We start from the raw sequence: 24382 nt of genomic DNA, 5'->3' as shown, positions 1-24382 counted from the left end.
TCATGAATAAAATCATCATAACAACATTACTACTTTGCACAGGGCTTATGGCTGCTGGCTGTGAAAAAACCTATAGCGTCGCAGAATTTAAAAAAGATGAAAAATTACGCTTAGAGTGGGATGCTAGATGTGGATTTGCTGGAACTTCAAAAAATTGTGAAAACATGCGGTTAGCATTCTTAGAACTTGATAAGGAACGTCAGGCAAAAGCTAAAGAAAGATGGAAGGCTACATTTGGGATAAAAGAGCATGCTGAGGAAGAACAAAAAGCGAAAGAACAAAATAATAATTAAATTATAAAAATACACAACGAATAGCGAAGTATCTAAATGGCAGTAGAAACCAAAGGCATATTCACTAAGATAGACAATATGTTGATGGAGCCCCTTACAAAAACAATGGGTAAAACCATTGCCTATCGCTATTGCGCTTTAGCTGCTCAAGCTAAACACTTACACACATTTTGTATTACATTTATGGCAACATTATGTCACTGCCATAGATTTATCATCACTGGTTATAAAAAACCGATAACCGAGCATAATTTAAAAATTGTGCTCAAACCTTGTAAAACTGAAAGAAAGAAGGGGAAATATTGATGAATAAAGTTCTCATAACAACATTGCTACTTTGCACAGGACTCATCGCTGCTGGATGCGAAAAAACCTACAGCGTCGCTGAATTTAAAAAAGATGAAAAATTACGCCTAGAGTGGGATGCTAGATGTGGATTTGCAGGGACTTCAAAAAACTGTGAAAACATGCGGTTAGCATTTTTAGAACTTGAGAAGGAACGTCAAGCAAAAGCTAAAGAAATATGGAATGCTACATTTGGGATAAAAAAGCATGCTGAGGAAGAACAAAAAACGAAAGAACAAAATAATAATTAAATTATAAAAATACACAACGAATAGCGGAGCATCTCAATGGCAGTAGAAAGCAAAGGCATATTTTCTTATATCGACAATATGTTAATGGAGCCCCTTACAGAGGCAATGGGTAAAACCATTGCTAATCTTTCATCGTCTTTAAATGCTCCGCTTAAAGCGTCTTGTACAAATTACATTATATTTATGGGCGACAATATCATCTATGGGCGTTCTTCCATGCCCTTATAGAACTTTATAGCCACAACTTTCAAACTTTGCATCGTTGTTGTACGCACCACAAATACCGCTGCTTATAAGAGATTGAGGTTTTGACGAATAAGTATAGACAAGTGTTCAGAATTCCCAAAATGGGCTGCAATGGATGCCTCTATCATTTCTTGTCGCATGATACCTTTCCAGCTGATACGATAACCAGCTTCACGAGCAAGTTGCCCCATAAATTCACGCAATGTGCGCCCATTTCCCTCTCGAAAGGGATGCAAGGCATTCAACTCTCCCATGTAATATCCAGCCCTTTGGCTAAATTCATCCATATCAAGACCACGCAGATACTGTTCTTTTGCAAGCTGTTGCATAATCTTCGGGGCATAACTTTCAATCCGATGATAACTTGCAAACATACTATTGCCTTTGGCAATATCCACTAAACGGATCTCTCCCGCCCATTCATATATGTCACCAAACAGCTTTCTATGGATCTCCTTCATGTAACCCAGATCAAACTTACCACCTGTAGCAGCACGCATAAGCTCAAAAGACCTTACATAAGCGAAAGTAGATTCCACACGCTCCAGTACAATTTTATCCTGAATTTCAAACCGATTATACAGCACACCAGTATCAAGATCAGTATAAGGATCACCACTCCCTTTATACTTCTCCACGTTTTACCCACTCCAACAAATCTTTGATAATATCACTTGTTTCAAGCTCTCCAATAATAACACGCTCCATTTGCTCCACGACTTTTGGATCTGGCTCTAACCCCTCTAAACGTTGGCTTGCTAATGCATTTTCAGCAGCAAAGCGACGTCGTTTAATTTCCTCTTCACTCAACATATAAAATCCTCCTTTGCTTATATTCATTATAGCTCAAATGTGCGACAAACATAAGGTTTTATTCCCTACTTTACGTATATCACATCTTTTGATTTTATACGCTCTATCTCGCGTTATTTTGCTCTTCTCAATATCTCTGTTGCAAAAATTTAACAGCCATTTGAAACTCTTTTATGCAATCTTTAGTCATGAGACTGTTATTTAAGAATTGCTTTTGATAAATCATAATTTGTTTGCAGTGCAAGCCACATACGTGCTGTGCTTACACCAGCCATTTCAAGCCTAATAGCAAGATGAGCCCTCATAGCGGCTTTTCCATTTAAAACGCTAAAAAGTGTTCCACAAGATAGACCAAGCCACTCTGCTGCTTCATTAACCGATAAACCAAGTTCTTTGATCACATCTTCACGCAATAATTCACCAGGATGTGGTGGATTTTTCATCATTTTTTAGCACTCCTTAGTGATAATCACGATAATCAACTCATTCGACATCTACACCATTAAATATGCCATCAAAGCGAAATATCACCCGTCAATTTCCATTGACAATCATTGACCCATAATCTTTAAGATCACTTTTTAGCGGATATAATCAAAAGGACGCATAACTTTAAATCTTGTGGCGATACATCTCCTTCACCCTTAGAACAGTATGGACGGTTCTAATTGCTTTAGTCGCATCAGTAATATTATAGAAGGTTTCAATTCTTTTATATTTAAATTCTAAAATTATAAATTAAGAGAACGCGTAACACGACAAGATACAAAAATGCTTATTATTGTTATATGACATGACTTCTTTTATTTTATAAACATGAGAATGATCATGAAAAAAATTGATTATTCTCATCACTTTATTTTTCAAGTGCAGTCTCCACGCGTGCATCATGATGGGTAATCACATCCATCAACTCTGTCACGACCGTATCCAGCACCTCTCGTGCATCCCCTTCCGCCATAAGGCGAATAACCGGCTCGGTTCCAGAAGCGCGAATAACCAATCGCGCTTCTTTTCCCAACCGCTTTTCTGCTTGATTAATGGCCGTTTTGACGGGATTTTTTTTCAAGACATTTTTATCTTTAATCGTTACATTTTTTAAAATTTGTGGAACAGGTTCAAAGCGTTTACACAATTGGCTCATAGGGCTTTGACTTTCCTTCATACAAGCTAAAATCTGCAAGGCTGCTACCAACCCATCACCTGTTGTCCCAAAGTCACTAAGCACAATATGCCCCGAAGCTTCTCCTCCAACATTATATCCCTTTTGGCGCATGGCATCGACAACATAACGATCTCCAACTTTTGTTCTGATCAGGTCCAATCCTTTGCTGTTCAAAAAACGCTCCAGTCCCAGATTAGACATAATTGTTGTGACAACCCCATTGCACCGTAAGCGTCCCATTTTATACCAATTTTCAGCGATCACAGCAATCAACTGATCCCCATCAACTGTTTGTGCTTTTTCATCAACAATGAGCACACGATCGCCATCTCCATCAAGAGCAATCCCCACATCAGCACGCACCTCATGCACTTTGCGTTTTAAAGAACTTAAATCAGTTGAGCCACATTTTTGATTAATATTGGTGCCATTGGGTTCATCATGAATAGCAAACACCTCAGCCCCCAACTCCCATAAAGCACGAGGAGCCGCTTTATAAGCAGCGCCATTAGCACAATCCACAACGATACGCACAGCATCTAAGCGAACATCACGAGGCAAAGTTCGTTTGGCATATTCAATATATCGATAAATATCTCCCTCAACCCGTTTTACATAACCAATTTCAGCAGAACTTGCTAAAGATTTTGACAGATCTGTATCAATCAATTGTTCAATTTTTGCTTCCATATCATCTGAAAGCTTAAAACCATCAGGACCAAAAAGTTTAATTCCATTATCATAGAAAGGATTATGAGAAGCAGAAATCATCACACCAAGATCCGCACGCAAAGAGCGGCAAAGCATTGCAACAGCAGGTGTTGGCACAGGCCCCAATAAAAAAACTTCCATTCCCGCAGCAGTCAGCCCTGAAACCAAAGCATTTTCCAACATATAGCCAGATAATCGGGTATCCTTACCAATCACCACACGACGCGATTGATGTTGTGAACGGAATAAAACCCCTACAGCCATTCCTACCTTCATGGCAAAATCAGGTGTCATGGGAAATGAATTGGCTTTTCCCCGAATTCCATCTGTCCCAAAATATTTTTGCACCATGCCTCGTTCCTTTATTCTTCTTCCCTTGGCTTTTCTTTAAAACTCCAACAGCCCCCTTGGGGACAATAGCCCTCTACTCTATACCCCTCACTCTATAAATGATACCATTGGACTTGCCCCTCCTCTTTTTAGATCATCAAAAACCCCTTCCACCATTGACACATCTAAACGACGCTCAACCAATAATGTTTCTCCTCTGCACACATAAAGCAATATTATTTGCTAAACAAGCTTTACACATCCCTTGAACATACCTAAAGGATAGTCTCACCTCCTACTAAAGCCGCAGAGCACCCTCATCGCTTAAACCTTGGCACCCTTGAGCAAGCCCGCAAAGCTAATTCATCATCAAACCTTCAAAACCCTCAGCCCAAAGCCGCAAAGCCCCCCATCGCTTAAACCTTGCACACTTGAACAAACCTGTAAGAAAACAGACCACTTAATCCCCAGCTAACGCTGTCATAATAAACGGCTTTTCTTAATTTTTTTCTTCCATATTTTGGCAAATATTACGTCAAAGGCGCAAAGCTTCGCTCGCGCCCTTTTCAAAGAATTTAGAATTTTTTCCAAAACACAGCCACTTAAGCATTATTAAAAGGCTCTTATTTTTCTTTATCAGCTCCCACAGTATTGGGCTTTTTGTCAGCACTATTTTTACTTTGAGAGTGATTGACTGTTTTTGTGGTGCCTTTTGCATTTTGCGCTTTTTTAGACTCAGTATCCTTGGACTTAGTATCACTGGATTTTGCTGTTTTCTTTCCAACAGCGCCCTCTGCCTTACCGTCCTCCTCTTTAACGGCTTCTGCTTTATGGGTCACTGTTTTAGGCGCTATTTTAGCATCTTTTTCATCGTCCACAGAGGTCTCTACCTTTACTGTTCCAGTTTTTGGAACAGAGGAAATCCGCGGCGCAGCGTTTTCATCTTTCTGCGTGCGTGAAGGAGGCTTACCTGCAATGACTTCGTTAATTTCAGCACCCGTTAAAGTTTCATATTCCAACAAGCCTTGAGCAAGAGCAAACCATTCTTTTCTTTTTGTTTTCAAAATATTAGTTGCACTTTTATAGGCATCATCAATAAGCTTACGCACTTCCATATCAATCATGCGCGCTGTTTCTTCAGAAACATTTTGTGTTCGTGCAACAGAATGACCTAAAAAGACTTCATCTTGGTTATCGCCATAAGCGACATTTCCAAGCAGATCGGAGAATCCCCACCGTGTGATCATGGCACGTGCTAATTTCGTTGCTTGCTCAATATCAGAAGAAGCCCCGGAGGTAATATTTTCTTTTCCAAATTTCAATTCTTCAGCCACGCGCCCTCCCATCATGATGGCTAAGCGAGAAATCATCCACCGATAACTCATGGAATAGCGATCACCTTCCGGCAATTGCATCACCATTCCCAATGCCCTTCCCCTTGGAACGATTGTTGCTTTGTGGACAGGATCAGCAACCGGTACATTGAGAGCCACAATAGCATGCCCTGCTTCGTGATAAGCCGTGAGTTCTTTTTCTTCTTGTGTCATAGCGGTTGAACGACGTTCAGCCCCCATCATCACCTTATCTTTTGCATCTTCGAATTCTTGCATTGTCACAACTCTTTTATTACGGCTCGCAGCCATAAGAGCAGCTTCATTGACAAGATTCATGAGGTCGGCACCGGAAAATCCTGGTGTTCCCCTTGCCAAAACTTTCAAATCAACATTCGGAGCTAAAGGGACATTGCGCACATGTACTTTCAAGATTTGCTCACGTCCAGAAACATCCGGGTTTGGCACCACAACTTGTCGGTCAAAACGCCCTGGTCTCAATAAAGCAGGATCCAGCACATCAGGGCGGTTTGTTGCAGCAATCAGAATAATACTCTCATTGGGCTCAAACCCATCCATTTCGACAAGCAACTGATTTAAGGTTTGCTCGCGCTCATCGTTTCCCCCACCCAATCCAGCACCCCGATGACGTCCCACAGCATCAATTTCATCGATAAAGATAATACAAGGTGCATTTTTTTTAGCCTGTTCGAACATATCCCGCACACGGCTTGCCCCAACACCGACAAACATTTCAACAAAATCAGACCCTGAAATGGTGAAGAATGGTACATTAGCTTCCCCCGCCACCGAGCGCGCTAACAGCGTTTTACCGGTTCCTGGAGGACCAACAAGCAAAACACCACGAGGAATACGCCCTCCTAAGCGTTGAAATTTCTGTGGTTCGCGTAAAAATTCAACAATTTCTTGCAGATCTTGTTTTGCTTCTTCAACGCCAGCAACATCCTTAAAGGTAACACGTCCTTGCGCTTCATTAAGTAATCTTGCTTTTGATTTCCCAAATCCCATTGCCCCGCGTGATCCATTTTGCATTTGTCGCATAAAAAAGACCCACGCCCCAACGATAATAATAACAGGCAACAAAGAAAACAGGAGATTGAGGAAAATACTATTTCCAGAACTTTCAGGAATAGCTTTAACATTAACGTTTTTGCTTTCCAATTTTTGTATCAAACCAGGATCACGCGGTGCAAAAGTTGAAACAGTTCTCTGCTCGACAGTTTGTCCTGTTAATTTTTGACCTTGAATGGTCACCGATTTCAGCTCATTATTCTCAACCTTTTGCAAAAATTCAGAATAGGAGACTTCTCCCCCACCAGAACGTTGACTATCTCCATTAAAGAGAGAAAACGATATAATCAAAATCAAGGCAATAACTCCCCAAATGAGGAGAGAGCGGTAATTGGAATTCATATTCAGCCCACTTAATCAAATATAGATTTCAAACAGTTCCCCTTAACATATAACCTTGTCAGTCCCTTGCCAAGGGATGAGAGACGGTTTATTCTCTTTTAGCGTTATTTTTCTTTATCTTTTCACCTCAAGATTAAAAAAAGGTTCCACAACATTCACCAGCGCAGCATCTTCACGTGAGGAAAGCCAATCGAAAGGCGCCATAATTCGCTTGATGATAACATTTTTATGAATAATCGCTTGAGAAATCAACTCAGGAATATCATACCCTTTATCATTTGAAATCATCAGCAACGATTGTAAAGAGGGAAAATGAGGTTTTTCAAGATTAAAATTGCTATTTTTCAATAAGGATTTCAACTGTTCTAAATTTGCAGCTCCAACCTTTATAGCCTCAGATCCATGATTGGTGATTTTATAGCGCCCATCCCATATGAGTGTTTCCTCTGTCCCTACCAGAGCCTCTTTCATATTGCGCCCTTCACGCCACAAAGCAATACCATCTTTGTTATATTCAATTACACAGCCCGCATAAGTAAAACGCTGCTTTTCGGAAGAATGGAGACAGAGTTTTTGAACAAGCATGCTTAATTTTTTTGAGGGGAGCAAATAAAATCCCCCACCCATCAACACGGCAAAAAGCCCAACAACGAAAGGGAAACAAGCATTTTTGTGTAAAAGAGACGCAGGCTTTTTGATGAAACAACGCCCATATTGAACCCTAATATCCAGAGCTAAGATTAAATCAGCAATATTTTGCGCGTGTTGACGCCGCTGTAATGCGGCTTGATTTATTTTTTGAGCAATATCAGCAAGCTTTTGCGAAGAAAGAGATTGGCGCACACGCACGCGTTCAAAATTGCGATCTTCGTTTGTAGGATCATCAATCCACATTTTTCCTTGTATGCTTAAATAATTGCGCAATGTTTGGCGCTTTACACCAAGAAGCGGACGAATCAAACGTATTTTTCTGTGCAACAATGCCTCACGCGGGATACAAGATAAACCACGCTCATAGAGGACTCCATCGTTTTTTTCGGTAATATTTTTTCTCGTTTCTTTGGCATGATCTTCATCACCCATAGCACCAACTTCACCGCGCCATGCACCAGCAAAACCACCCGCAGAAAAACCATCACGCATAACACTAGCATCATCATCCAAAAGCCCCCTCCTTTTTTGGAGACGTTGAGACCGCATTTGATAGGTTTCAACCTGATCATTGAGTGTATGGCCCGTCATAATAAGGGAGGCACCTTGTTTTTGTGCTTCCTGAACTAAGAGATTATAGCGTGCAACACGAGCGCTAGAAGCAATATGCGTCTTTGGTTTTTTGCCTTCCCACCGCACAGTGATATGTTTAATGTGATGGGAACGACAAATTTTCGCAACAGTTTCTGCTTCACGCGCTGATTCTTTACGCAATTGGTGATCAACCGTCACAGCAATGATTTCTAAAGGAGCAGAGAGCGTTTCCAAATACTCTTTGACCAAAAACAGTAAAGCTAAAGAATCACTTCCCCCTGAAACGGCAAGAATCACTCGTCGACACTGAATAAAATCCGATGTTTTAAAGAGATTTCTTGCCAGTCTAACGCACACCGAAAATGACCTCGCTGCTTATTTTAGAGGAGCACAAAACACAGACTCTAACATTTGATGATGTTTTGACTTCTTTGCAAAAAGAGCACAATCCTTTTCATTTTTCTCAAGAGCAACCATACTTCTTGCTAATTTCAGCAAAATCTCAGAGGTATAAAGCTTCTTTTTATCGGCATACCATGCGGACAGATAAACTTGTGCTGCTTCATGATAGCGTTTTTGTCCCAACAAAGATTCAGCCAACCAAAACAAAGCATCATCACTCAAAGGATCTTTTTTGTAACGATTTTGAAAAGTACAAAATCTCTTTTCAGCCTCAACATAGTTGGCAGAACGGATAAAATCATACCCTTCCTTATACAAAGCTTTAGAAGAAGAAAGCGTGTCACTCTGATCTGCTTGAGCCGTTACATCATGCGCTTTTTGTAAATGATCGCCTGTTTCCTTCGCAGTATGATCTTTCACATCTACAACCTTTGTCTGATCACTCGTGCTATGCTCCTGCACTATCTCTTCTTTTACAGTCTGAGATTTTGCATCTAAAGCGGCACTTTCAACGGAACAAGAATAAACAGAAGAGTCTTTTTTATCAAAAAGCCGGTGAAACTGCTGGTTAACAGTCTTCAAATTGTTATGCTCAAGCACCATCCGTATTTTATGCAAAAGTTTATCTAAATCATAATCTTTAAATAAATCCTGCTGGTTCTCTAAAATACTCCCTTGATACACCGAAACACCAGCAGCTTTTTTCACTGCATCCGCAGCTTTATCAGCAGCATCTGAAGCTTTTTCCACCACACCAGAAGCAGCTTTATCAGCAGCATCCGTGGCTTTCTTCACCACATCAGAAGCCTTATCCGCGGCATCTGAAGCTTTTTCCACCACACCAGAAGCAGCTTTATCAGCAGCATCTGTGGCTTTTTCCACCACATCGGAAGCTTTATCCGCGGCATCTGAAGCTTTTTCCACCGCACCAGAAGCAGCCTTATCAGCAGCATCCGTGGCTTTCTTCACCACATCGGAAGCCTTATCAGCGGCATCTGAAGCTTTTTCCACCGCACCAGAAGCAGCTTTATCAGCAGCATCTGTGGCTTTCTTCACCACATCGGAAGCTTTATCAGCGGCGTCAGAAGCTTTTTCCACTACATCGGAAGCAGCTTTATCAGCAGCATCCGTGGCTTTCTTCGCCACATCGGAAGCTTTATCCGCGGCATCTGAAGCTTTTTCCACCACACCGGAAGCAGCTTTATCAGCAGCGTCAGGTGCTTTTTCCACCGCACCGGAAGCAGCCTTATCAGCAGCATCTGTGGCTTTCTTCACCACACCGGAAGCCTTATCAGCGGCATCTGAAGCTTTTTCCACCACATCGGAAGCAGCTTTATCAGCAGCATCTGTGGCTTTCTTCACCGCATCGGAAGCCTTATCAGCAGCGTCAGAAGCTTTTTCCACCACATCGGAAGCAGCTTTATCAGCGGCATCCGTGGCTTTCTTCGCCGCATCGGAAGCCTTATCCGTATCATGTGCTGGATATTCAGAAGCCTTTCGAGCCGCACTTTCAGCAAATGACGTAGAACAAGCTACGAAAACCGCCATATAAAAGATCGTTTTCCAATTGATTTTACGATACATTCTTTTCTCCCCTTAAGAGTTCATTGAATGGTAGAAGCAAACAATTTGCTCATTTAATGACTATTCATATCACTTAGCGTTGTCACAGCACGTCGATTTTGATTCCAACAGGAAATATCATCACACACCGCGACAGGTCTTTCTTTTCCGTAAGAAATTGTTTGAATCCGTTGCGCAGACACACCAAGAGACACGAGATAATTCCGCACAGCAACAGCACGACGTTGTCCAAGTGCTAAGTTATATTCACGTGTTCCTCTCTCATCAGCATGGCCCTCGATCATAATAGAATAATAAGGATAATGAAGCAACCATTCTGCTTGGCGCGTTAAAATACGTTCAGCATCTGCATCTAATGAAGAAGAATCGAGACTAAAAAACACACGATCCCCCACATTAACCGTAAATTCTTGTCCTGAACCTGGTAATACCTGATTTAAACCAGCATCATTCATATAAGCGCCATTCATACCATGAAATGCACCGGTATTTCTTTTGTCACACCCACCCAAACACAGGGAGAAAAGAAAGAGGAGCGCTAAGGAACGAGAGAGAGTATTTTGGGTAGAGTACATAGTCCGTTTTTCCTTTAAAGAAGCGTAAATTCTTAAAAAATATTTTTTAAGAATAACTGTTAATTCCTAATGAAGACGAAATTTTTTTGTTTTTTGTCATCATTTTTCAGTCTCTGCCAATTTTTCTTCCCTCCCCGTTATTTCCCTAACATTTCCATGATAAATTGAGAAATATTGCCCTAATACGTCATAACGCTTACGTTTCCTCTTGATCTTGACGATTTTTTTGCAGCGCGTTCAATTTTGCAAAAACTTTATCAGCATCAAAAGTTTTATGAGCATTATCTTCACTTTCATTTTCCTCTAAAGCAGCGTTTTCCGTCACAGAGGCGGGAAGCAATGACCTATCTTCTTCTGCAGCAACAGGGCGATTTTTTGCCGCACGTTGGAGTTCAAAGTCTAAATCGATTTGCGAACACAAGCCAAGCCCTACAGGATCAAGAGGAGATAAATTGGCACTATTCCAATGGGTTCGAAGGCGTATTTGTTCAATGGTAGCTTTTGTTGTCCCAATCAACCGTGCAATTTGTGCATCTTTCAATTCAGGGTGGTTTGTGACCAACCATAAGATACCATTGGGACGATCTTGACGTCGAGAAAGAGGGATATAGCGTGCTCCTTTACGTTTTTTTTCAGGAATGTGCACCCTTGATTGAGAAATTTTCAAGCGTGCGTTTTGATCCGCCTCCACCCGTGCAATTTCACTGCGCGTCAACTGCCCAGAGTTAATTGGATTGAGACCTTTAATACCATAAGCTGCCTCACCATCGGCAATAGCTTTTACTTCCAAAACATGCAATTTACAAAATTCTGCAATCTGCTCAAAAGAAAGAGCTGTATTATCAACCAACCAAACAGCTGTTGCTTTGGGCATCAAAAGTTGCGTTGCCATTTTTATAAATCCTCTTCTGCGCCTCTTCTATGAGGCAGGTTACCGCCCACTCAAGAGCACTGGAACTTCTTCATTATATGTTCTTATATGTTTGTCTTTTCCACCCACTTTTACAATAAAGCGAGGCATGGAATAAACCACTTTGCCATGAAATTATATTCTGTTATAGCGTGATTTTTGCTCAACGACAAGAGATCTCTCTTGGAATGATCCTCAACGAAGGTGTCTTTACCTTTAGGATGAATTTTCCTATAAAGGATTTATTTGATTATTTCACCTCATGCTGTGGCACATTTACTCTGGTGAGCTGCGTGTTTTATCGCCTTATATTCTAAAAAACACCTCCCCCAGAAAGAAAGCCCTCAAACAGGAAGGAAAACTATGGCAGGCCATTCACAATTTAAAAATATTATGCACCGTAAAGGGCGTCAAGATGCAATGCGCTCGAAAATATTTTCTAAGCTTGCACGCGAAATTACCGTCGCAGCAAAACAAGGTGCTCCTGATCCAGCCATGAATCCACGTTTAAGGCTGGCTGTTCAAAATGCCAAAGCACAGTCAATGCCAAAAGATAATATTGAACGCGCGATTAAAAAAGCGTCAGGAACCGATGTCGAAAATTATGATGAAGTACGCTATGAAGGTTATGGACCAGGCGGTGTTGCCGTTATTGTTGAAGCTTTAACCGATAACCGTAACCGCACCGCTTCAAACGTGCGCGCCGCCTTCACAAAATCAGGCGGAGCTTTAGGCGAAACAGGATCGGTCAGTTTCATGTTTAATCGGATTGGGGAAATAATTTATAAACCAGAAGCAGGAACCGCAGATAACATCATGGATGCCGCCATTGAAGCCGGTGCTGAAGATGTACAATCCGAAGAAACTGGACATCACATTACCTGCGCATTTGAAGATATTGGTGAAGTTTCAAAAACACTTGAAGCAAAACTTGGTGAAGCAGAATCGATTAAAACAATTTGGAAAGCCACCACCCTTGCTCCCATAGATGAAGAAAAAGCTTTATCCGTTTTACGACTGATTTCAACCTTAGAAGAAGATGATGATGTGCAAAATGTTTATGCTAATTTTGATGTCAGCGATGAGATTTTGGCAAAACTGTCCGTATAATTCTCATCATTGAGCTCTCTTTTCACTTATGAGGGACTGAAAAACTATCATCTCACCTTTGTGGTCATAAATATAAAAGCCCCGCGTAAAAAGCGGGGTCAATCATTAATAGCGCCCAAAAAACCACAATCAATCAAGTGCATTAAAAATAGAACCAATGGCCCCCAAAAGCAAATGGAAGAAAAAAGAAAGCATAAAGCAAGTCTCCCCTTTGAACACTCTTGAACGCTTAAACAGTTTTGATGATAAAAGTGAAAACTCTATCATCTCACGGCTTTTTACATATCCCAAAGATGATCCCTCTAGCGCCTCTTTTTATTTTTGTAAGAGTCTCCTTGTTCTCCCATCCCCTGAAGGGATAAAGATGATCTGATCTATAAACTATTGGGATTTTCTTAAAGATGCATTCTTCTTCTCACACATGAAATTTATTTGAAACTGAAAGAAACAATCTTATCACATTGATTTATAAGGGCAGTTTAGCATTATCAACTTGAATTAAAAACCCTTCAATAACGCCCAATTCTCTCATTTAAAATCTGTGTGTATGGTGCATCAATTAAAACACATTCTTCAACAGAAAAAGCCTGTGTGGCGCGTAAAACTTAAAGGAGAAAAATACTCTTTTACGAACTGTTTCAAAGGCTGTAAAGCAGTTATAACATGGGGAGCTTGTATGACTAGTGCTTGCTCTATTGTGCACCACTATCTTTACGCTTATGGCGTAAAAAGGAGGCATCATCACACTATTTTTCAGCGCCCAATGTTACCGACAACCCTTGCATTGAGATGATTCATAAGAGGTATTTTTATTCCTTGTCTTATACAATTTTTATCCACACACTCATCCCGCTCGTGTAATATGCAAGCGAGTGATTTTGATTGATTCAAAATAAACAAATTTGAAATAAGAAAATCTTACAGTATTTAAAAGTTCTTATTTAAGTTAAATAAAGATAAATTATCATTATAAATCAATAAGTTATATTTATCATGAAACCTAAAAAAACTTCTAGAGACTTCAATATTTTTTAAAAACGTGGATCCATCGTCTTGTAAATAGAGCTTATCCACAAAGCTTCCTTATCGTTTGAAGGAAAACACCTTAAGGGGAAGCAAAGAGAACCGGCTTTAAAACAACCTGGTCTTTAAGCAAACCAGATCAGAAAGGAAGTCAAAAAGATCTATAGCGACAGCTTGGAAAATAAAGGCGATCTAGAAACTTTAAAACAGCTCTATTTTTTAAGAAATGTTTTCATCTCAAGAAGATTCGGCTATCGATAAATGACAGCCGATGCTAAATGAAATTTATAAAAGCCACTCACCCCTCTCACAAGTGCATTCTTTTAACTGATTAAAGACCCTTGAGATTGTGTCGCCTCTATAGGTTCTGTGTTTTTATCTTTTTATCAAGCATTTTGTTTTATTGTATATTGAGCAATGGCGACCATGCTGGATCGGAAGCATCATTGGGTGTGGGGAGTTGACGTTCATTGCGTCCTGTAATGTCAATGGTATAGATTTTTGGTCCCATACCGGGGTTTTTACGAAAGAACATCAGCACACGACCATTGGGTGCCCAAGTGGGTCCTTCATTGTGAAAACCAGTGGTTAAAATTCGCTCTCCTTGTCCATCAGGACGCATAACACCGATAGAAAATTGTCCACTTAATTGTTTTGTAAAGGCGATATAGTCACCCCTTGGCGACCAAATGGGTGTCGAATAACTCCCTTCATTTAAAGAAATGCGCTGAATATCACTGCCATCGGCATTCATTTTATAGATTTGCGGCTTTCCGCTACGATCTGAGGAAAAGACAATTTGTGTTCCATCTGGTGAATAAGAAGCGGAGGTATCAATGGCGGAAGTTGTTGTCAACCGTGTCATTGTACGGGTCCGCAAATCCATGGTGTAAAGATTTGCACTTCCATCATTTTGCAATAAACTCATGATAACTTTTTGTCCATCAGAAGAAAAACGCGGAGCAATTGTCATATTATGAAACGTTCCAATCAACTCTCTTTGCCCCATTTCAATTTGTTGTAGATAAACATGAGGGATTTGATTATCCTCATAAGCCATATAGGTGATTTCTTGCCTTTTTGGTGAAAACCGTGGTGTAAGCACCAATTCACTTCCATCAGACATATAAATCAAATTTGCGCCATCTTGATCCATCATGGCTAGACGTTTAATGCGTGCATTTTGGGGCCCTGTTTCATCGATAAAAACAATTCTTGTATCAAAATAGCCACTTTCTCCTGTCATTTCACTGTAGATCTCATCAGCGATCATATGGGCCACACGCCGCCAACGTTCTGTCGCGGTATAAAAACGCCGTCCTTTCAATTGTCGCTGTCCAAAAACATCCCATAGACGAAAATCGACTCTCAAGCGTCCATCAATTTCTCTCATGACTTGCCCCGTCACCAAACCTTGCGCTTTTATTTTTTGCCACGAAACAAAATGCGGTTGTTTATTGGGATTAGAAATTTTTTCAAAAAATTGTTCTTTATCAAGCGGTAAAAAAAGCCCTGATCGTTCAAGATCGGCTGTCACCACAGCCGATATTTTCAATCCAATCGAATCATTGGAGATAAAATCTGTAATCGCAATGGGAATGGGATTAAAATCAGCACTGGAAATTGTTCCTTTCAATTGCGCATAAGTCGATGAGAGACTTGAAAGCCACAAACTGCAAGTGACTATAAACCACCTAAACACCTTATGTCTTATTATAGTCATCATGGAATGTGTCCTTTCGTTAAGCGATTTTTTCTTTATTTATCATCTTATTTCTTGGAGGGGGTCAACATTAAAGTCAAAACCTTGCCCCCAAAGGTCATATTGATCACGGGGGAGATCTACATAAGGTTGGCATGAAAAGACAGCCGCGTACACCTGCCTTATCATAATCGCCTGTTGGCTCTCAAGACCGCTTATGGGATCAATGATAGGATCGCCCACCACCATCCCTTCACGGTCTAAGTAAAAACGCAACCGTACGATGGGACGGTTTTTTAAATCGCCACCAAGCGCCACAAGTTTAAGCTTCTGTTGAATACAACCCCCTGCAATATTGACCAATGTTTGTGCCATTTTTGTGGTATCTTGAATATTTTTTCTTGCCCCCAAAGCTTCTGGTGTATGAGACCGTTTTGCTCCCCCTCCTTGTGAGCGCGCACGATTGAGCAAGTTATTTTCTTCCAGAGCTAAAATATCTTCAATGGTCTTTTTCTCTTGATTTTTCTTGTTAAGCTTTGACGTCTTTTGATTCAAGGAAGAGCCATTGTTCATTGGAAATTCTTCATCAAATTTTGGTTTAAACTGTGGAAGAAGAGGTTTTTCTGGAAGTGCAATTTTGGGCACTTGAGGCACAACCTGCTCTGTTGGTACCTTTTGTACCGTTGGAGCCAATTCTTTTGGCGATATCTTCTCTTCATTTTTGTGCGCAGGCTCAGGCACAATCTTAGACACTTCCTTCAATGCTTCTACGGGGATCTGAGGCGCAAGCTTCGATGTATCTTCTGGTGTTTTTACAGGCATTTCAGGGGCGAGCTTAGGGGCTTCCTGCACTGCTTCGACAGGCATATGAGGGGCGAGCTTGGGCGCTTCTTCCACTGCTTCGACAGGCATCTCAGGGGCGAGCTTGGGCGCTTCCTCCACTGCTTCGACAGGCATCTCAGGGGCAAGCTTAGGCGCTTCCTCCACTGCTTCGACAGGCATTTCAGGGGCAAGCTTAGGGGCTTCCTGCACTGCTTCGACAGGCATATGAGGCGCAAGCTTGGGCGCTTCTTCCACTGCTTCGACAGGCATTTCAGGGGCAAGCTTGGGCGCTTCTTCTACTGCTTTTGAAATCTCTTCTGTTTTTGCTTCTGTTGGTTCCCTACGTTCGGATATTTCCGTTGCGTGCTCACTTGGCGGTGGCGGTGTTGTCTCAACGGGACGCGGCTTTTCCTTTGGTTGAAAAGGTGCAAGACTATCTCGTTGTCCTTCTCCAATATGGCGAGCATCTTCTATCTCTTGGGGGGCAGTGGTTGGTTTAACGGCAGGAATTGCATGGAGTGGCGCTTCCACGGCGCCTTGTTGGGAGGAAAACTCTTCGCTCAAAGGTGCAAGAGTAATGGGAATTGCTTCCAAGGGTTGTGGTAAAGAAACAGAATTTGTAAATTGAACAACACCCCAACTGATCAAAATAACATGGACCACAAGGGATAAAGCCAAGCCTCGTTTCATACTATGATAGGAGTCTTTATTCATTCTTTATGCCTTAATTAATACCTTGTATTTTTTCACTTTTAATCACGCTACAATCTTTTAAAAACATTTTAAAAGTAATCAGTTATGGTCAATTTTATTATTTGTTATTTATTGTGCTAGACTTGCTAGCGCAACTTGAGAAAACCCTGCCTTTTGAATATCTGCGAGCAATTTTAAGACTTGTTGATATTCAACAGTTTTAGCAACCCGCACAAAAACCCGTTGATCTTTTTGTGTAGGATCCGCTTCCAGAAGAGCTTTAAGCTGTGCAATCAACGCTTGTGAACTATCATAATAATCTTGATGAATGGCAAAGCGCCCTTGTGCATCCAGTGAAACCGTAAGGGGTGTTTTTTGCGCGCGGACGGGTCCTGCTTGACTGCGTGGCAAATCTAAGGGGACACCGTTCACCAAAAGGGGCGCAGAGACCATAAAAATAATAAGCAACACCAACATCACATCCACAAAAGGGGTAACATTAATCTCACTCATCAATTGGCTTCGTGAATGATGCCGCCTTCGTGTATTTTTTCGAGAAGAAGAAGCAACAGAAATTCCCATGGGACAAGCTCCTTTTTATAAAGGGGAAGATGCTGTGCGTGTTTCATCAATACGCCGCGAGACAATTGTTGAAAATTCATCAGCAAAATTTTCGATTTGTGCAATGATATGCGCACTTTCATGAGTCAACTTATTGTAGGCAATAACAGCTGGAATGGCTGCAAACAAACCAATAGCCGTTGCCAAAAGTGCTTCTGCAATTCCTGGTGCGACAATGGCAAGAGAGGTATTTTGAGAAGCAGAAATGGAAAGAAAAGACTCCATAATACCAATCACTGTTCCAAAAAGTCCGATAAAGGGTCCTGCAGACCCTAGTGTTGCAAGAAAACCTAACTTTGATTCTATTTTTTCACTTTCACGTCCCAGTGTTAGATCCATCGCCTTATCAATTCTGCTCTGCAAACTGATCGAAGTATGGGTTCCTTTTTCAAGAGATTTTTTCCATTCAGCCATTGCAGCCATAAAAACAGCAGATATGCTATTGGTACGTTGGCTTTTACAGGCGACATAAAGATCTTCTAGCGCTTTGCCTGACCAAAAAGTCCGTTCAAATTTCTTGATTTCACGCCGTATTCTCCGGTAGGTAAAAATTTTATCAAAAATAATGGCCCAACTCCAAACGGAAGCAAGCAGCAACCCAACCATAACAACTTTAACGACGAGACTTGCTTGCATAAACAAATGCAAAATTCCCATTGTTTCCGGATTCATTAGTTCACCATGCGGCATAATTTTTGTCCCTCTAAATGAAAGGTGCACTTCTTAAAATTCTATAAAGCAGATTGTTTTATAGTTTCTAAATTTAAGTAAAAAACCTTAGTTTCACATAAATTCATGCACTAAAACAAGACCTGTTTCTTAAATTTCTTTAAAAAGTGATCATCAGAGACATTTCTCAAGACACCGCCCCCTCTTTCACAAAGGCATTAACGACAAGATAACCATAAAGCTTCCTCCTTCATCAATATTTATGAAGGATACAACCCAATCCCCCGTTTATGAAAAGAACGCTCAACCATCTTGACTTGTCCCCCCTCACCTCAAAAGACGAGGTTTCTACCCCACACCGGTCTCATGTGAACAGTCCAACTTCTCTTAGCGGCTTCCCACAGCTGCGCCCCCATGCACTCCACTTGCATAAGGCTCTAGGGGCAAACCCTGCCCCAAATATTCTTAATCTCTCCCCCCTTCAAAGAAGGTTGCCCCAATCCCATTTCTAAAGCCCCCACAATCTCAAAACTTCCTTTAATTTTTACAGATTCACACCTTTACGCTTTTCCATCTTGATAGAAATCAGCAAACAAAACTATCCCCACACCACTTTACAAACAATAATCTACGCCAGCTTTCCTTAAAGGGAATTCTCTCTCATTGACTTCAGATCCCCGCCTCTCAAACAGCACTATTTTACCGTATCATAGCATAGCCACTGCTTTAATTTATCTTGCCAATCTCTTGAAAGCACTTTATCACTTAAAAGATATTTTGATCGTCTACACACCGACCAAGAGGGTTAGTAAAGCCCTAACCACGAGCGTATAATTATGCCTACTCTTGTGGGTGTCTCTCGGATTCCGGGAGTTTTTGCCATGTCCAAGTGTTTCTTACGCACTAAAAGCAAAAAAGCTGACTCGGATTCAGTCCTTTATTACTCCCGGAATACTAATGCGAGGGCACTCGCACGAGGTGGGGGAAGCCAAACCAGAAGTTTTCAGGAACACATTCCCATTAGCAAAAAAATTCGCTTTAAGAGCCTTCTTCATTTTTATTGCCAATCTTCTGAAATGGCTTTAGGGATTAAAAGGTGTTTTAATCGCATACTCGATAATCAAAAGAGCTCTGAAAAATCTAAGCTTTAACGTAAAAATAAACCCGCTTTTCGAGTATGTGGAATTCCGGGAGCTTTTGCACTGTCCAGGTGTGTCTTACGCACTAAAAGCAAAAGGCTGACTGAACTCAGTACTTTTAACTCCCGGAATACTAATGCGAGGGCGCTCGCACGAGGTGGGGAACTTAACATGCAAACCAAAAATTCACATTTTAATGATATTTCTTATCAAGCAAAAGAATTCGTCATAGAAGAATGTCAATGAGGCTTTCTCAAAGCAGCAAGCGAAACATTCAAACCACGCTTCACACCGTAAAAAAGGTCTATCAATACGCTAGATTTCTTTAAAGGGAATTCTCTCTCGTTGACTTCAGATCCCCGCCTCTCAAACAGCGCTATTTTACAGTATCATAGTATAGCCAATGCTTTAATTGGTCTTGCCAATCTCTTGAAAGTACTTTATCACTTAAAAGATATTTTGATCGTCTACGCACCGATCAAGAGGGTTAGTAAAGCCCTAAACCCTAGCGTATAAATAAACTCACTGTTGTGGGTGTCCCGGGATTCCGGGAGTTTTTGCTATGTCCAGGTGCCAAAAGCACTAAAAGCAAAAAAGCTGACTAGGGTTCAGTCCTTTACTACTCCCGGAATACCAACGCGAGGGCGCTCGCAACCGGCGGGAGGGAAAAATGCAAACCAAAAATTCACATTTTAACGATGTTTCTATTGGCAAAAGAATTCGTCATAGAAGAATATCGATGAAGCTTTCTCAAAAGGAATTAGGAAGCCATTTAGGTGTCAGTTTCCAACAAATCCAAAAATACGAAAAAGGGTTAAACCGTGTAAGCGCAGGACGTTTGCTAGAAATTGCCAAGCTACTGAAGGTTCCAATGAGCTTTTTTTATGCGGATATTTCAAAAGAAGACATTCCAGAAAATCTCTCACACAATGATCAAGAAATCTATAGCGAAAAAGAACACACCCTTTTGAAAACTTTTAGAGAACTCCACCCTAAAAAACAAAAGGCAATTTGGTGGTTAATTTCCGATTAGGCAAAACACACACAAAGCTCCAATCCTTTTTAGAGATCCACACCTTTACGCTTTTCTATCTTGAAAGAAAGCAGCAAACGAAACATTCAAACCACGCTTCACGCCGTAAAAAAAAAGGTCTATCGACACGCCGGCTTCTGATGCTAGCGGATTGTTCAACTGATTATTTCATAAGAGTATCACTCTCTCTCAAAAAAAGTGTTCTCCAGCCTACCCTAAAATATTCCCCCCACTTTCACCCCCCTTACATTTACATTGCCCAACAATCACCGCCAAAAGAGCAGTGTTTTACGACATAATAGGATAAGCATTCCTAGCTCAAAATTTGCGATCAATCTTGGCACTTAAAAAGCTTTATAAAAGGCATTTTATGCCTTTCTCAATCCTTTTTATCTCCCCCATCAATCCTGCGTGTGACAAAAAAACATGACATGCAAGAAAATGATTTTGATGAATTCACAAAAGAGCTTGAAATGATAAAATCTTATCAACACCCATGGGCTCTCATTTAAATTGAATAACCCTATCTTCTCATTATCAATCAAACTGTTGTATATTCAATATCCAAGAGTTTTAACCAAGCATTTTTGCAAACAGCTCTTTGGGTAAACGTCGTGGTTTTGCTTCCTTATTAATCAAAGCAATTTCAACTTTTGCTGTAACCAACGTGGTTGCCTCATGCACAATAGATTGCTCCATAAAAAAACGTGCTCCTTGGATATGATTAACACGCGTTTTAACAACCAAAAGATGATCAATTTGGGCTGGTCGTAAAAAACTAATTTCCATATGACGCACAACAAAAAACAGTTTTTCCCCTTCAGTCCCTGCAGCTAACATTTTATTATTAAAACCGGTATCCCGTAAAAACTCTGAACGTCCCCGTTCAAAAAATTCCAGATAACGCGCATGATAAACCACACCGGAAAAATCTGTATCAGCTACATAAACGCGCACCTGAAAATTATGAAAAGCATTTTTATGATTGCTCTTGAAAGGCGTTATTTCTGTCATTAACTTCATGTCCCGTAAAATCATTTAAGATAGCAAATTGTTTATCAATCAAAAGATTGAACACACTTTTGTGTTGAAGTTGTGAAAAGAAAAAACACAAAATCCTCCATCGTTCTAAAGCTGTGCGGTCAAAAACAAGGACCAGAAGCGTTCTTCCTGTCCTTAGTAAGAGCTTGCGATAAATCATCCGCACAGTTTTTTTTAAAAGATGCCTCACTCATCTTCCTCATCCCATAAAGTTGCCTGAAGTGATGCATTATCTTGGGCATCAGAAAGTTGAGTACGCTTTTGTATAGATGTTGGAGCAGGTGCCGCAAGTCCTAAATGGCTCCATGCCTTTTCGGTCAGAATGCGTCCACGAGCCGTTCTTTGAATAAAACCTTGTTGGAGAAGATAGGGCTCAACAATATCTTCAATAGCATCACGGGGCTCTGATAAAGCAGCCGCAATAGTTTCAATGCCCACCGGTCCCCCAAGAAAAGTTTCCGCAATCAGCAGCAAATAACGCCGGTCAAGCGGATCAAGCCCAAGATGATCGACCTCAAGGCGCGAAAGCGCTTCATCAGCAATTTTTCGATCAATTTGTTGTGCTCGTTTTACCAAAGCAAAATCACAAACGCGCCGTAAAAGCCGTCCGGCGATGCGCGGGGTTCCACGTGCTCGACGCGCAATTTCATGGGCGCCATCATCACTGATCTTGACGGCAAAAAGCCGCGCATTACGCTGCACAATATATTCCAATTCCTCTATCGTATAAAAATTAAGACGAATAGGGATACCAAAACGATCTCTAAGTGGTGTCGTTAAAAGCCCCAACCGTGTGGTTGCCGCCACCAAAGTAAATTTAGCCAGATCAATTTTAACCGAGCGTGCCGCCGGCCCCTCCCCAATGATCAAATCAAGTTGATAATCTTCCATAGCTGGATAAAGAATTTCCTCAATCGCTGGATTTAAGCGATGAATTTCATCAATAAACAAGACATCGCGTTCTTCCAAATTGGTCAAGAGAGCGGCTAAATCTCCTGCTTTAGCAATGACCGGTCCTGAAGTAGAGCGAAAATTAACACCCAATTCCTTTGCCATAATCTGTGAAAGCGTTGTTTTTCCCAGTCCCGGTGGTCCTACAAACAAAACATGATCCAGCGCTTCTTGCCGGGTTTTTGCAGCTTCAATAAATATTTTTAAATTAGCCCGCGCCGCTTCTTGACCAATAAAATCATCAAGAACTTGTGGTCTTAAAGAACGATCTGGATCGTTGGGAAGGGGTGCTGCCCCTAAAAGGCGTTGATCTTCATCTGTATGCATTGTTACCTTAATTTCAAGTAGGAGAAGAGAGCAATTTAAGACTATGGCGGATCAAGAGAGCAGAAGAAACTGTTTCCCCCTCAAGAGCGTTCATCGCAAGAGCAAGAGCACGGGCTGCTTGCTCACGTTCAAAGCCTAGCTTCATCAAAGCGGAAAGCGCATCCTGCGCAGGTTGATTACTCGTCTCATGCTGCGGAAGCGAAACCGTCTTAACTGCTTGTTCAAAGGGAAGCGTTTTACTTTTTAACTCACCCACAATTCTTTCACTGACTTTTTTACCAACGCCCGGTGCTCGACTAATCATCGCCCCATCGTTTAAAGCAATGGCTTGTGCAAGTTCATCTGGCGATAAAGTGCCCAAGATTGCCAAAGCAACCTTAGCCCCGACCCCTGGAACATTTTGGAGCATACAAAACCACTCCTGTTCGGCTCTTGTTGCAAAACCAAAAAGGCGGATTGCCTCTTCCCGAACATGCGTTTCAATAAAGAGACTTAACGCCTCCCCAACAGAAGGCAAAGAAGGACGCAACCGATTTGAGATAAAAACAACATACCCCACACCATGAACATCAAGAATGATATAATCTTCAAAGATATGTTCAAGCGTACCCTTTAATTTGCCAATCATATCGCCACCCTTGCCTGATAAGATTGATCAATCCTCTTACGATGCATGCTATGACAAAGAGCAAGAGCAAGGGCATCAGCGGCATCATTGCTATCAAATTCAGCCCGTGGGAGTAAAACTTTTACCATCATATGAATTTGTTCTTTCGCCCCATGTCCAACACCAATAACTGATTTTTTCACCTTATTGGGTGCATATTCAAAAACAGGACACTTTGCCTGCGCAGGAACCAACAGCGCAATCGCACGTGCTTGCCCAAGTTTTAGCGTTGCTGTCGCATCTTTGTTAACAAACACATGTTCCACCGCAGCTTCATGAGGCATAAATTGATGCACAACCTCTGAAAGACCTTTATGGATCTGACAGAGTCTGGAAGCTAGATCACACTTTACATCGGAAGAAACTGTCCCTGCAGCAACAAACTGAAGACGATTACCCGCAAGATCGATAACACCCCATCCAGTATACCGTAGTCCGGGATCAATGCCTATAATACGAATCGTCTCTGCCATAAACGCTAGTTTATACACTTTTCCCCCTTTTGAATAAAGGCTCGCCCACAAAGAAAACAGCAGCAAAACATAAAACCCGTAAAAAGAGGGATATGTGTCATAATTTATGCCATATAACACATAAATAAACAGCAGCTTTATAAGACATCACCCCCCTCACACCTAATAAGCAAAAGATAAAGTATAAAAATGCCCCTTCTATCACCTCTCCCCCTTCTATCTCATCTACAATGTCATAATGACTAAACCATCCCAAGCAAGCACAGGGAGAATCCATACATTCATAAGGATAAAAATTCTCCTCTCTGGATAGTATATACGCCACCGAGACTTTTTTCGTTATACCGCCCAAAGGCTGTTTTGAGCAATTCAATTTGTTTTGCCAGCAGATTTTCATCTTCTAAAGTACTAGAAGCCGCCGCTTGCCCACCCTGCGCGCATAGATTTTATACGTGCTTCCAAACGAGAGTGAATAA

General features: G+C 41.2%; 24 protein-coding genes and 1 pseudogene. 7 read left to right on the top strand and 18 right to left on the bottom strand.

Annotated features, from left to right (window positions below):
* Window positions 1-2: 2 nt before the first annotated feature.
* From FS875_RS02830 to FS875_RS02815, 4 genes and pseudogenes are all read left to right on the top strand, one after another.
* Window positions 3-293 carry an EexN family lipoprotein gene (locus tag FS875_RS02830; RefSeq protein ID WP_144752759.1) on the top strand — a complete coding sequence of 97 codons (291 nt, stop codon included), beginning with the start codon at window positions 3-5 and terminating at the stop codon, window positions 291-293.
* Between the two features lie 36 nt (window positions 294-329).
* Complete coding sequence (locus tag FS875_RS02825) at window positions 330-599, top strand: hypothetical protein (protein ID WP_144752756.1); 270 nt, start codon at window positions 330-332, stop codon at window positions 597-599.
* A pseudogene (locus FS875_RS02820) lies at window positions 599-814 on the top strand (EexN family lipoprotein); the annotation flags it as partial. The gene FS875_RS02825 and the pseudogene FS875_RS02820, both read left to right, overlap by 1 nt.
* A 111-nt stretch (window positions 815-925) precedes the next feature.
* On the top strand, window positions 926-1117 hold the full coding sequence (locus FS875_RS02815) for a hypothetical protein (protein WP_342778851.1): 192 nt from the start codon (window positions 926-928) through the stop codon (window positions 1115-1117).
* A gap of 62 nt (window positions 1118-1179) precedes the next feature.
* On the opposite strand, the gene FS875_RS02810 is transcribed toward FS875_RS02815, so the two are convergent.
* The 9 genes from FS875_RS02810 to FS875_RS02770 form a co-directional block, all read right to left on the bottom strand.
* Window positions 1180-1773 (bottom strand): Fic/DOC family protein, encoded by a 594-nt coding sequence (locus FS875_RS02810; protein WP_144752749.1) that lies wholly within the window; start codon window positions 1771-1773, stop codon window positions 1180-1182.
* A complete protein-coding gene (locus FS875_RS02805; RefSeq protein ID WP_144752746.1) occupies window positions 1760-1948 on the bottom strand; it encodes an antitoxin VbhA family protein in 189 nt (62 codons plus the stop codon). The genes FS875_RS02810 and FS875_RS02805 overlap by 14 nt, the downstream gene beginning before the upstream one ends.
* A 197-nt stretch (window positions 1949-2145) precedes the next feature.
* Window positions 2146-2394, bottom strand: a complete 249-nt coding sequence (locus FS875_RS02800; RefSeq protein WP_144752743.1) for a HigA family addiction module antitoxin — start codon at window positions 2392-2394, stop codon at window positions 2146-2148.
* Between the two features lie 410 nt (window positions 2395-2804).
* The gene (glmM, locus tag FS875_RS02795) at window positions 2805-4175 is read right to left on the bottom strand and encodes a phosphoglucosamine mutase (protein ID WP_144752740.1); all 1371 of its coding nucleotides are present in this window, start codon (window positions 4173-4175) and stop codon (window positions 2805-2807) included.
* Window positions 4176-4777: 602 nt separating this feature from the next.
* Window positions 4778-6919 carry an ATP-dependent zinc metalloprotease FtsH gene (gene ftsH, locus FS875_RS02790; RefSeq protein WP_144752735.1) on the bottom strand — a complete coding sequence of 714 codons (2142 nt, stop codon included), beginning with the start codon at window positions 6917-6919 and terminating at the stop codon, window positions 4778-4780.
* A 114-nt stretch (window positions 6920-7033) separates the two neighbouring features.
* The gene (gene tilS / locus FS875_RS02785) at window positions 7034-8521 is read right to left on the bottom strand and encodes a tRNA lysidine(34) synthetase TilS (protein WP_144752732.1); all 1488 of its coding nucleotides are present in this window, start codon (window positions 8519-8521) and stop codon (window positions 7034-7036) included.
* A gap of 18 nt (window positions 8522-8539) precedes the next feature.
* Window positions 8540-10150, bottom strand: a complete 1611-nt coding sequence (locus FS875_RS02780) for a tol-pal system YbgF family protein (protein ID WP_144752729.1) — start codon at window positions 10148-10150, stop codon at window positions 8540-8542.
* A gap of 53 nt (window positions 10151-10203) precedes the next feature.
* Entirely contained in the window at window positions 10204-10725 is a 522-nt protein-coding gene (gene pal, locus FS875_RS02775; RefSeq protein WP_144752725.1) for a peptidoglycan-associated lipoprotein Pal, read from the bottom strand.
* Window positions 10726-10921: 196 nt separating this feature from the next.
* Complete coding sequence (locus tag FS875_RS02770; RefSeq protein ID WP_144752722.1) at window positions 10922-11617, bottom strand: DUF1013 domain-containing protein; 696 nt, start codon at window positions 11615-11617, stop codon at window positions 10922-10924.
* Window positions 11618-11998: 381 nt separating this feature from the next.
* On the opposite strand from FS875_RS02770, the gene FS875_RS02765 reads away from it, so the two are divergent.
* Window positions 11999-12745, top strand: a complete 747-nt coding sequence (locus tag FS875_RS02765; RefSeq protein WP_005774608.1) for a YebC/PmpR family DNA-binding transcriptional regulator — start codon at window positions 11999-12001, stop codon at window positions 12743-12745.
* A 1423-nt stretch (window positions 12746-14168) separates the two neighbouring features.
* Here FS875_RS02765 and tolB read toward each other — a convergent pair.
* The 4 genes from tolB to tolQ all read right to left on the bottom strand — a co-directional run bounded on the left by tolB (window position 14169) and on the right by tolQ (window position 18296).
* A complete protein-coding gene (gene tolB / locus FS875_RS02760; RefSeq protein WP_144752719.1) occupies window positions 14169-15494 on the bottom strand; it encodes a Tol-Pal system beta propeller repeat protein TolB in 1326 nt (441 codons plus the stop codon).
* A 39-nt stretch (window positions 15495-15533) separates the two neighbouring features.
* Window positions 15534-17006: a cell envelope biogenesis protein TolA gene (locus tag FS875_RS02755; protein WP_144752716.1), complete on the bottom strand. Its 1473-nt coding sequence runs from the start codon at window positions 17004-17006 to the stop codon at window positions 15534-15536.
* 108 nt (window positions 17007-17114) lie between these two features.
* Entirely contained in the window at window positions 17115-17567 is a 453-nt protein-coding gene (gene tolR / locus FS875_RS02750) for a protein TolR (protein ID WP_144752713.1), read from the bottom strand.
* Window positions 17568-17582: 15 nt separating this feature from the next.
* Window positions 17583-18296, bottom strand: coding sequence for a protein TolQ (gene tolQ / locus FS875_RS02745; RefSeq protein WP_144752710.1), 714 nt, complete (start codon window positions 18294-18296; stop codon window positions 17583-17585).
* An 860-nt stretch (window positions 18297-19156) separates the two neighbouring features.
* Here tolQ and FS875_RS10355 point away from each other — a divergent pair.
* Together FS875_RS10355 and FS875_RS02730 are read left to right on the top strand one after the other, a co-directional pair.
* Window positions 19157-19426, top strand: a complete 270-nt coding sequence (locus tag FS875_RS10355; RefSeq protein WP_207999954.1) for a hypothetical protein — start codon at window positions 19157-19159, stop codon at window positions 19424-19426.
* 658 nt (window positions 19427-20084) lie between these two features.
* Entirely contained in the window at window positions 20085-20447 is a 363-nt protein-coding gene (locus FS875_RS02730; RefSeq protein ID WP_144752707.1) for a helix-turn-helix domain-containing protein, read from the top strand.
* 573 nt (window positions 20448-21020) lie between these two features.
* Here the strand turns inward: FS875_RS02730 and ybgC are convergent.
* The 5 genes from ybgC to ruvC are packed head-to-tail and all read right to left on the bottom strand — an operon-like array spanning window position 21021 to window position 23906.
* On the bottom strand, window positions 21021-21461 hold the full coding sequence (gene ybgC, locus FS875_RS02725; protein WP_144752705.1) for a tol-pal system-associated acyl-CoA thioesterase: 441 nt from the start codon (window positions 21459-21461) through the stop codon (window positions 21021-21023).
* A complete protein-coding gene (locus FS875_RS02720) occupies window positions 21427-21678 on the bottom strand; it encodes a hypothetical protein (RefSeq protein WP_144752703.1) in 252 nt (83 codons plus the stop codon). Before FS875_RS02720 ends, ybgC begins: the two co-directional genes overlap by 35 nt.
* Window positions 21675-22766: a Holliday junction branch migration DNA helicase RuvB gene (ruvB, locus tag FS875_RS02715; protein WP_144752700.1), complete on the bottom strand. Its 1092-nt coding sequence runs from the start codon at window positions 22764-22766 to the stop codon at window positions 21675-21677. Before ruvB ends, FS875_RS02720 begins: the two co-directional genes overlap by 4 nt.
* A gap of 13 nt (window positions 22767-22779) precedes the next feature.
* Window positions 22780-23394: a Holliday junction branch migration protein RuvA gene (gene ruvA / locus FS875_RS02710; protein WP_144752697.1), complete on the bottom strand. Its 615-nt coding sequence runs from the start codon at window positions 23392-23394 to the stop codon at window positions 22780-22782.
* Entirely contained in the window at window positions 23391-23906 is a 516-nt protein-coding gene (gene ruvC / locus FS875_RS02705) for a crossover junction endodeoxyribonuclease RuvC (protein WP_144752811.1), read from the bottom strand. Before ruvC ends, ruvA begins: the two co-directional genes overlap by 4 nt.
* Between the last annotated feature and the right edge of the window lie 476 nt (window positions 23907-24382).

The sequence above is a fragment of the Bartonella saheliensis genome (assembly GCF_902162175.1).
The sequence above is the reverse complement of the archived record's forward strand: the minus strand, read 5'-3'. Positions and strand labels throughout refer to the sequence as shown.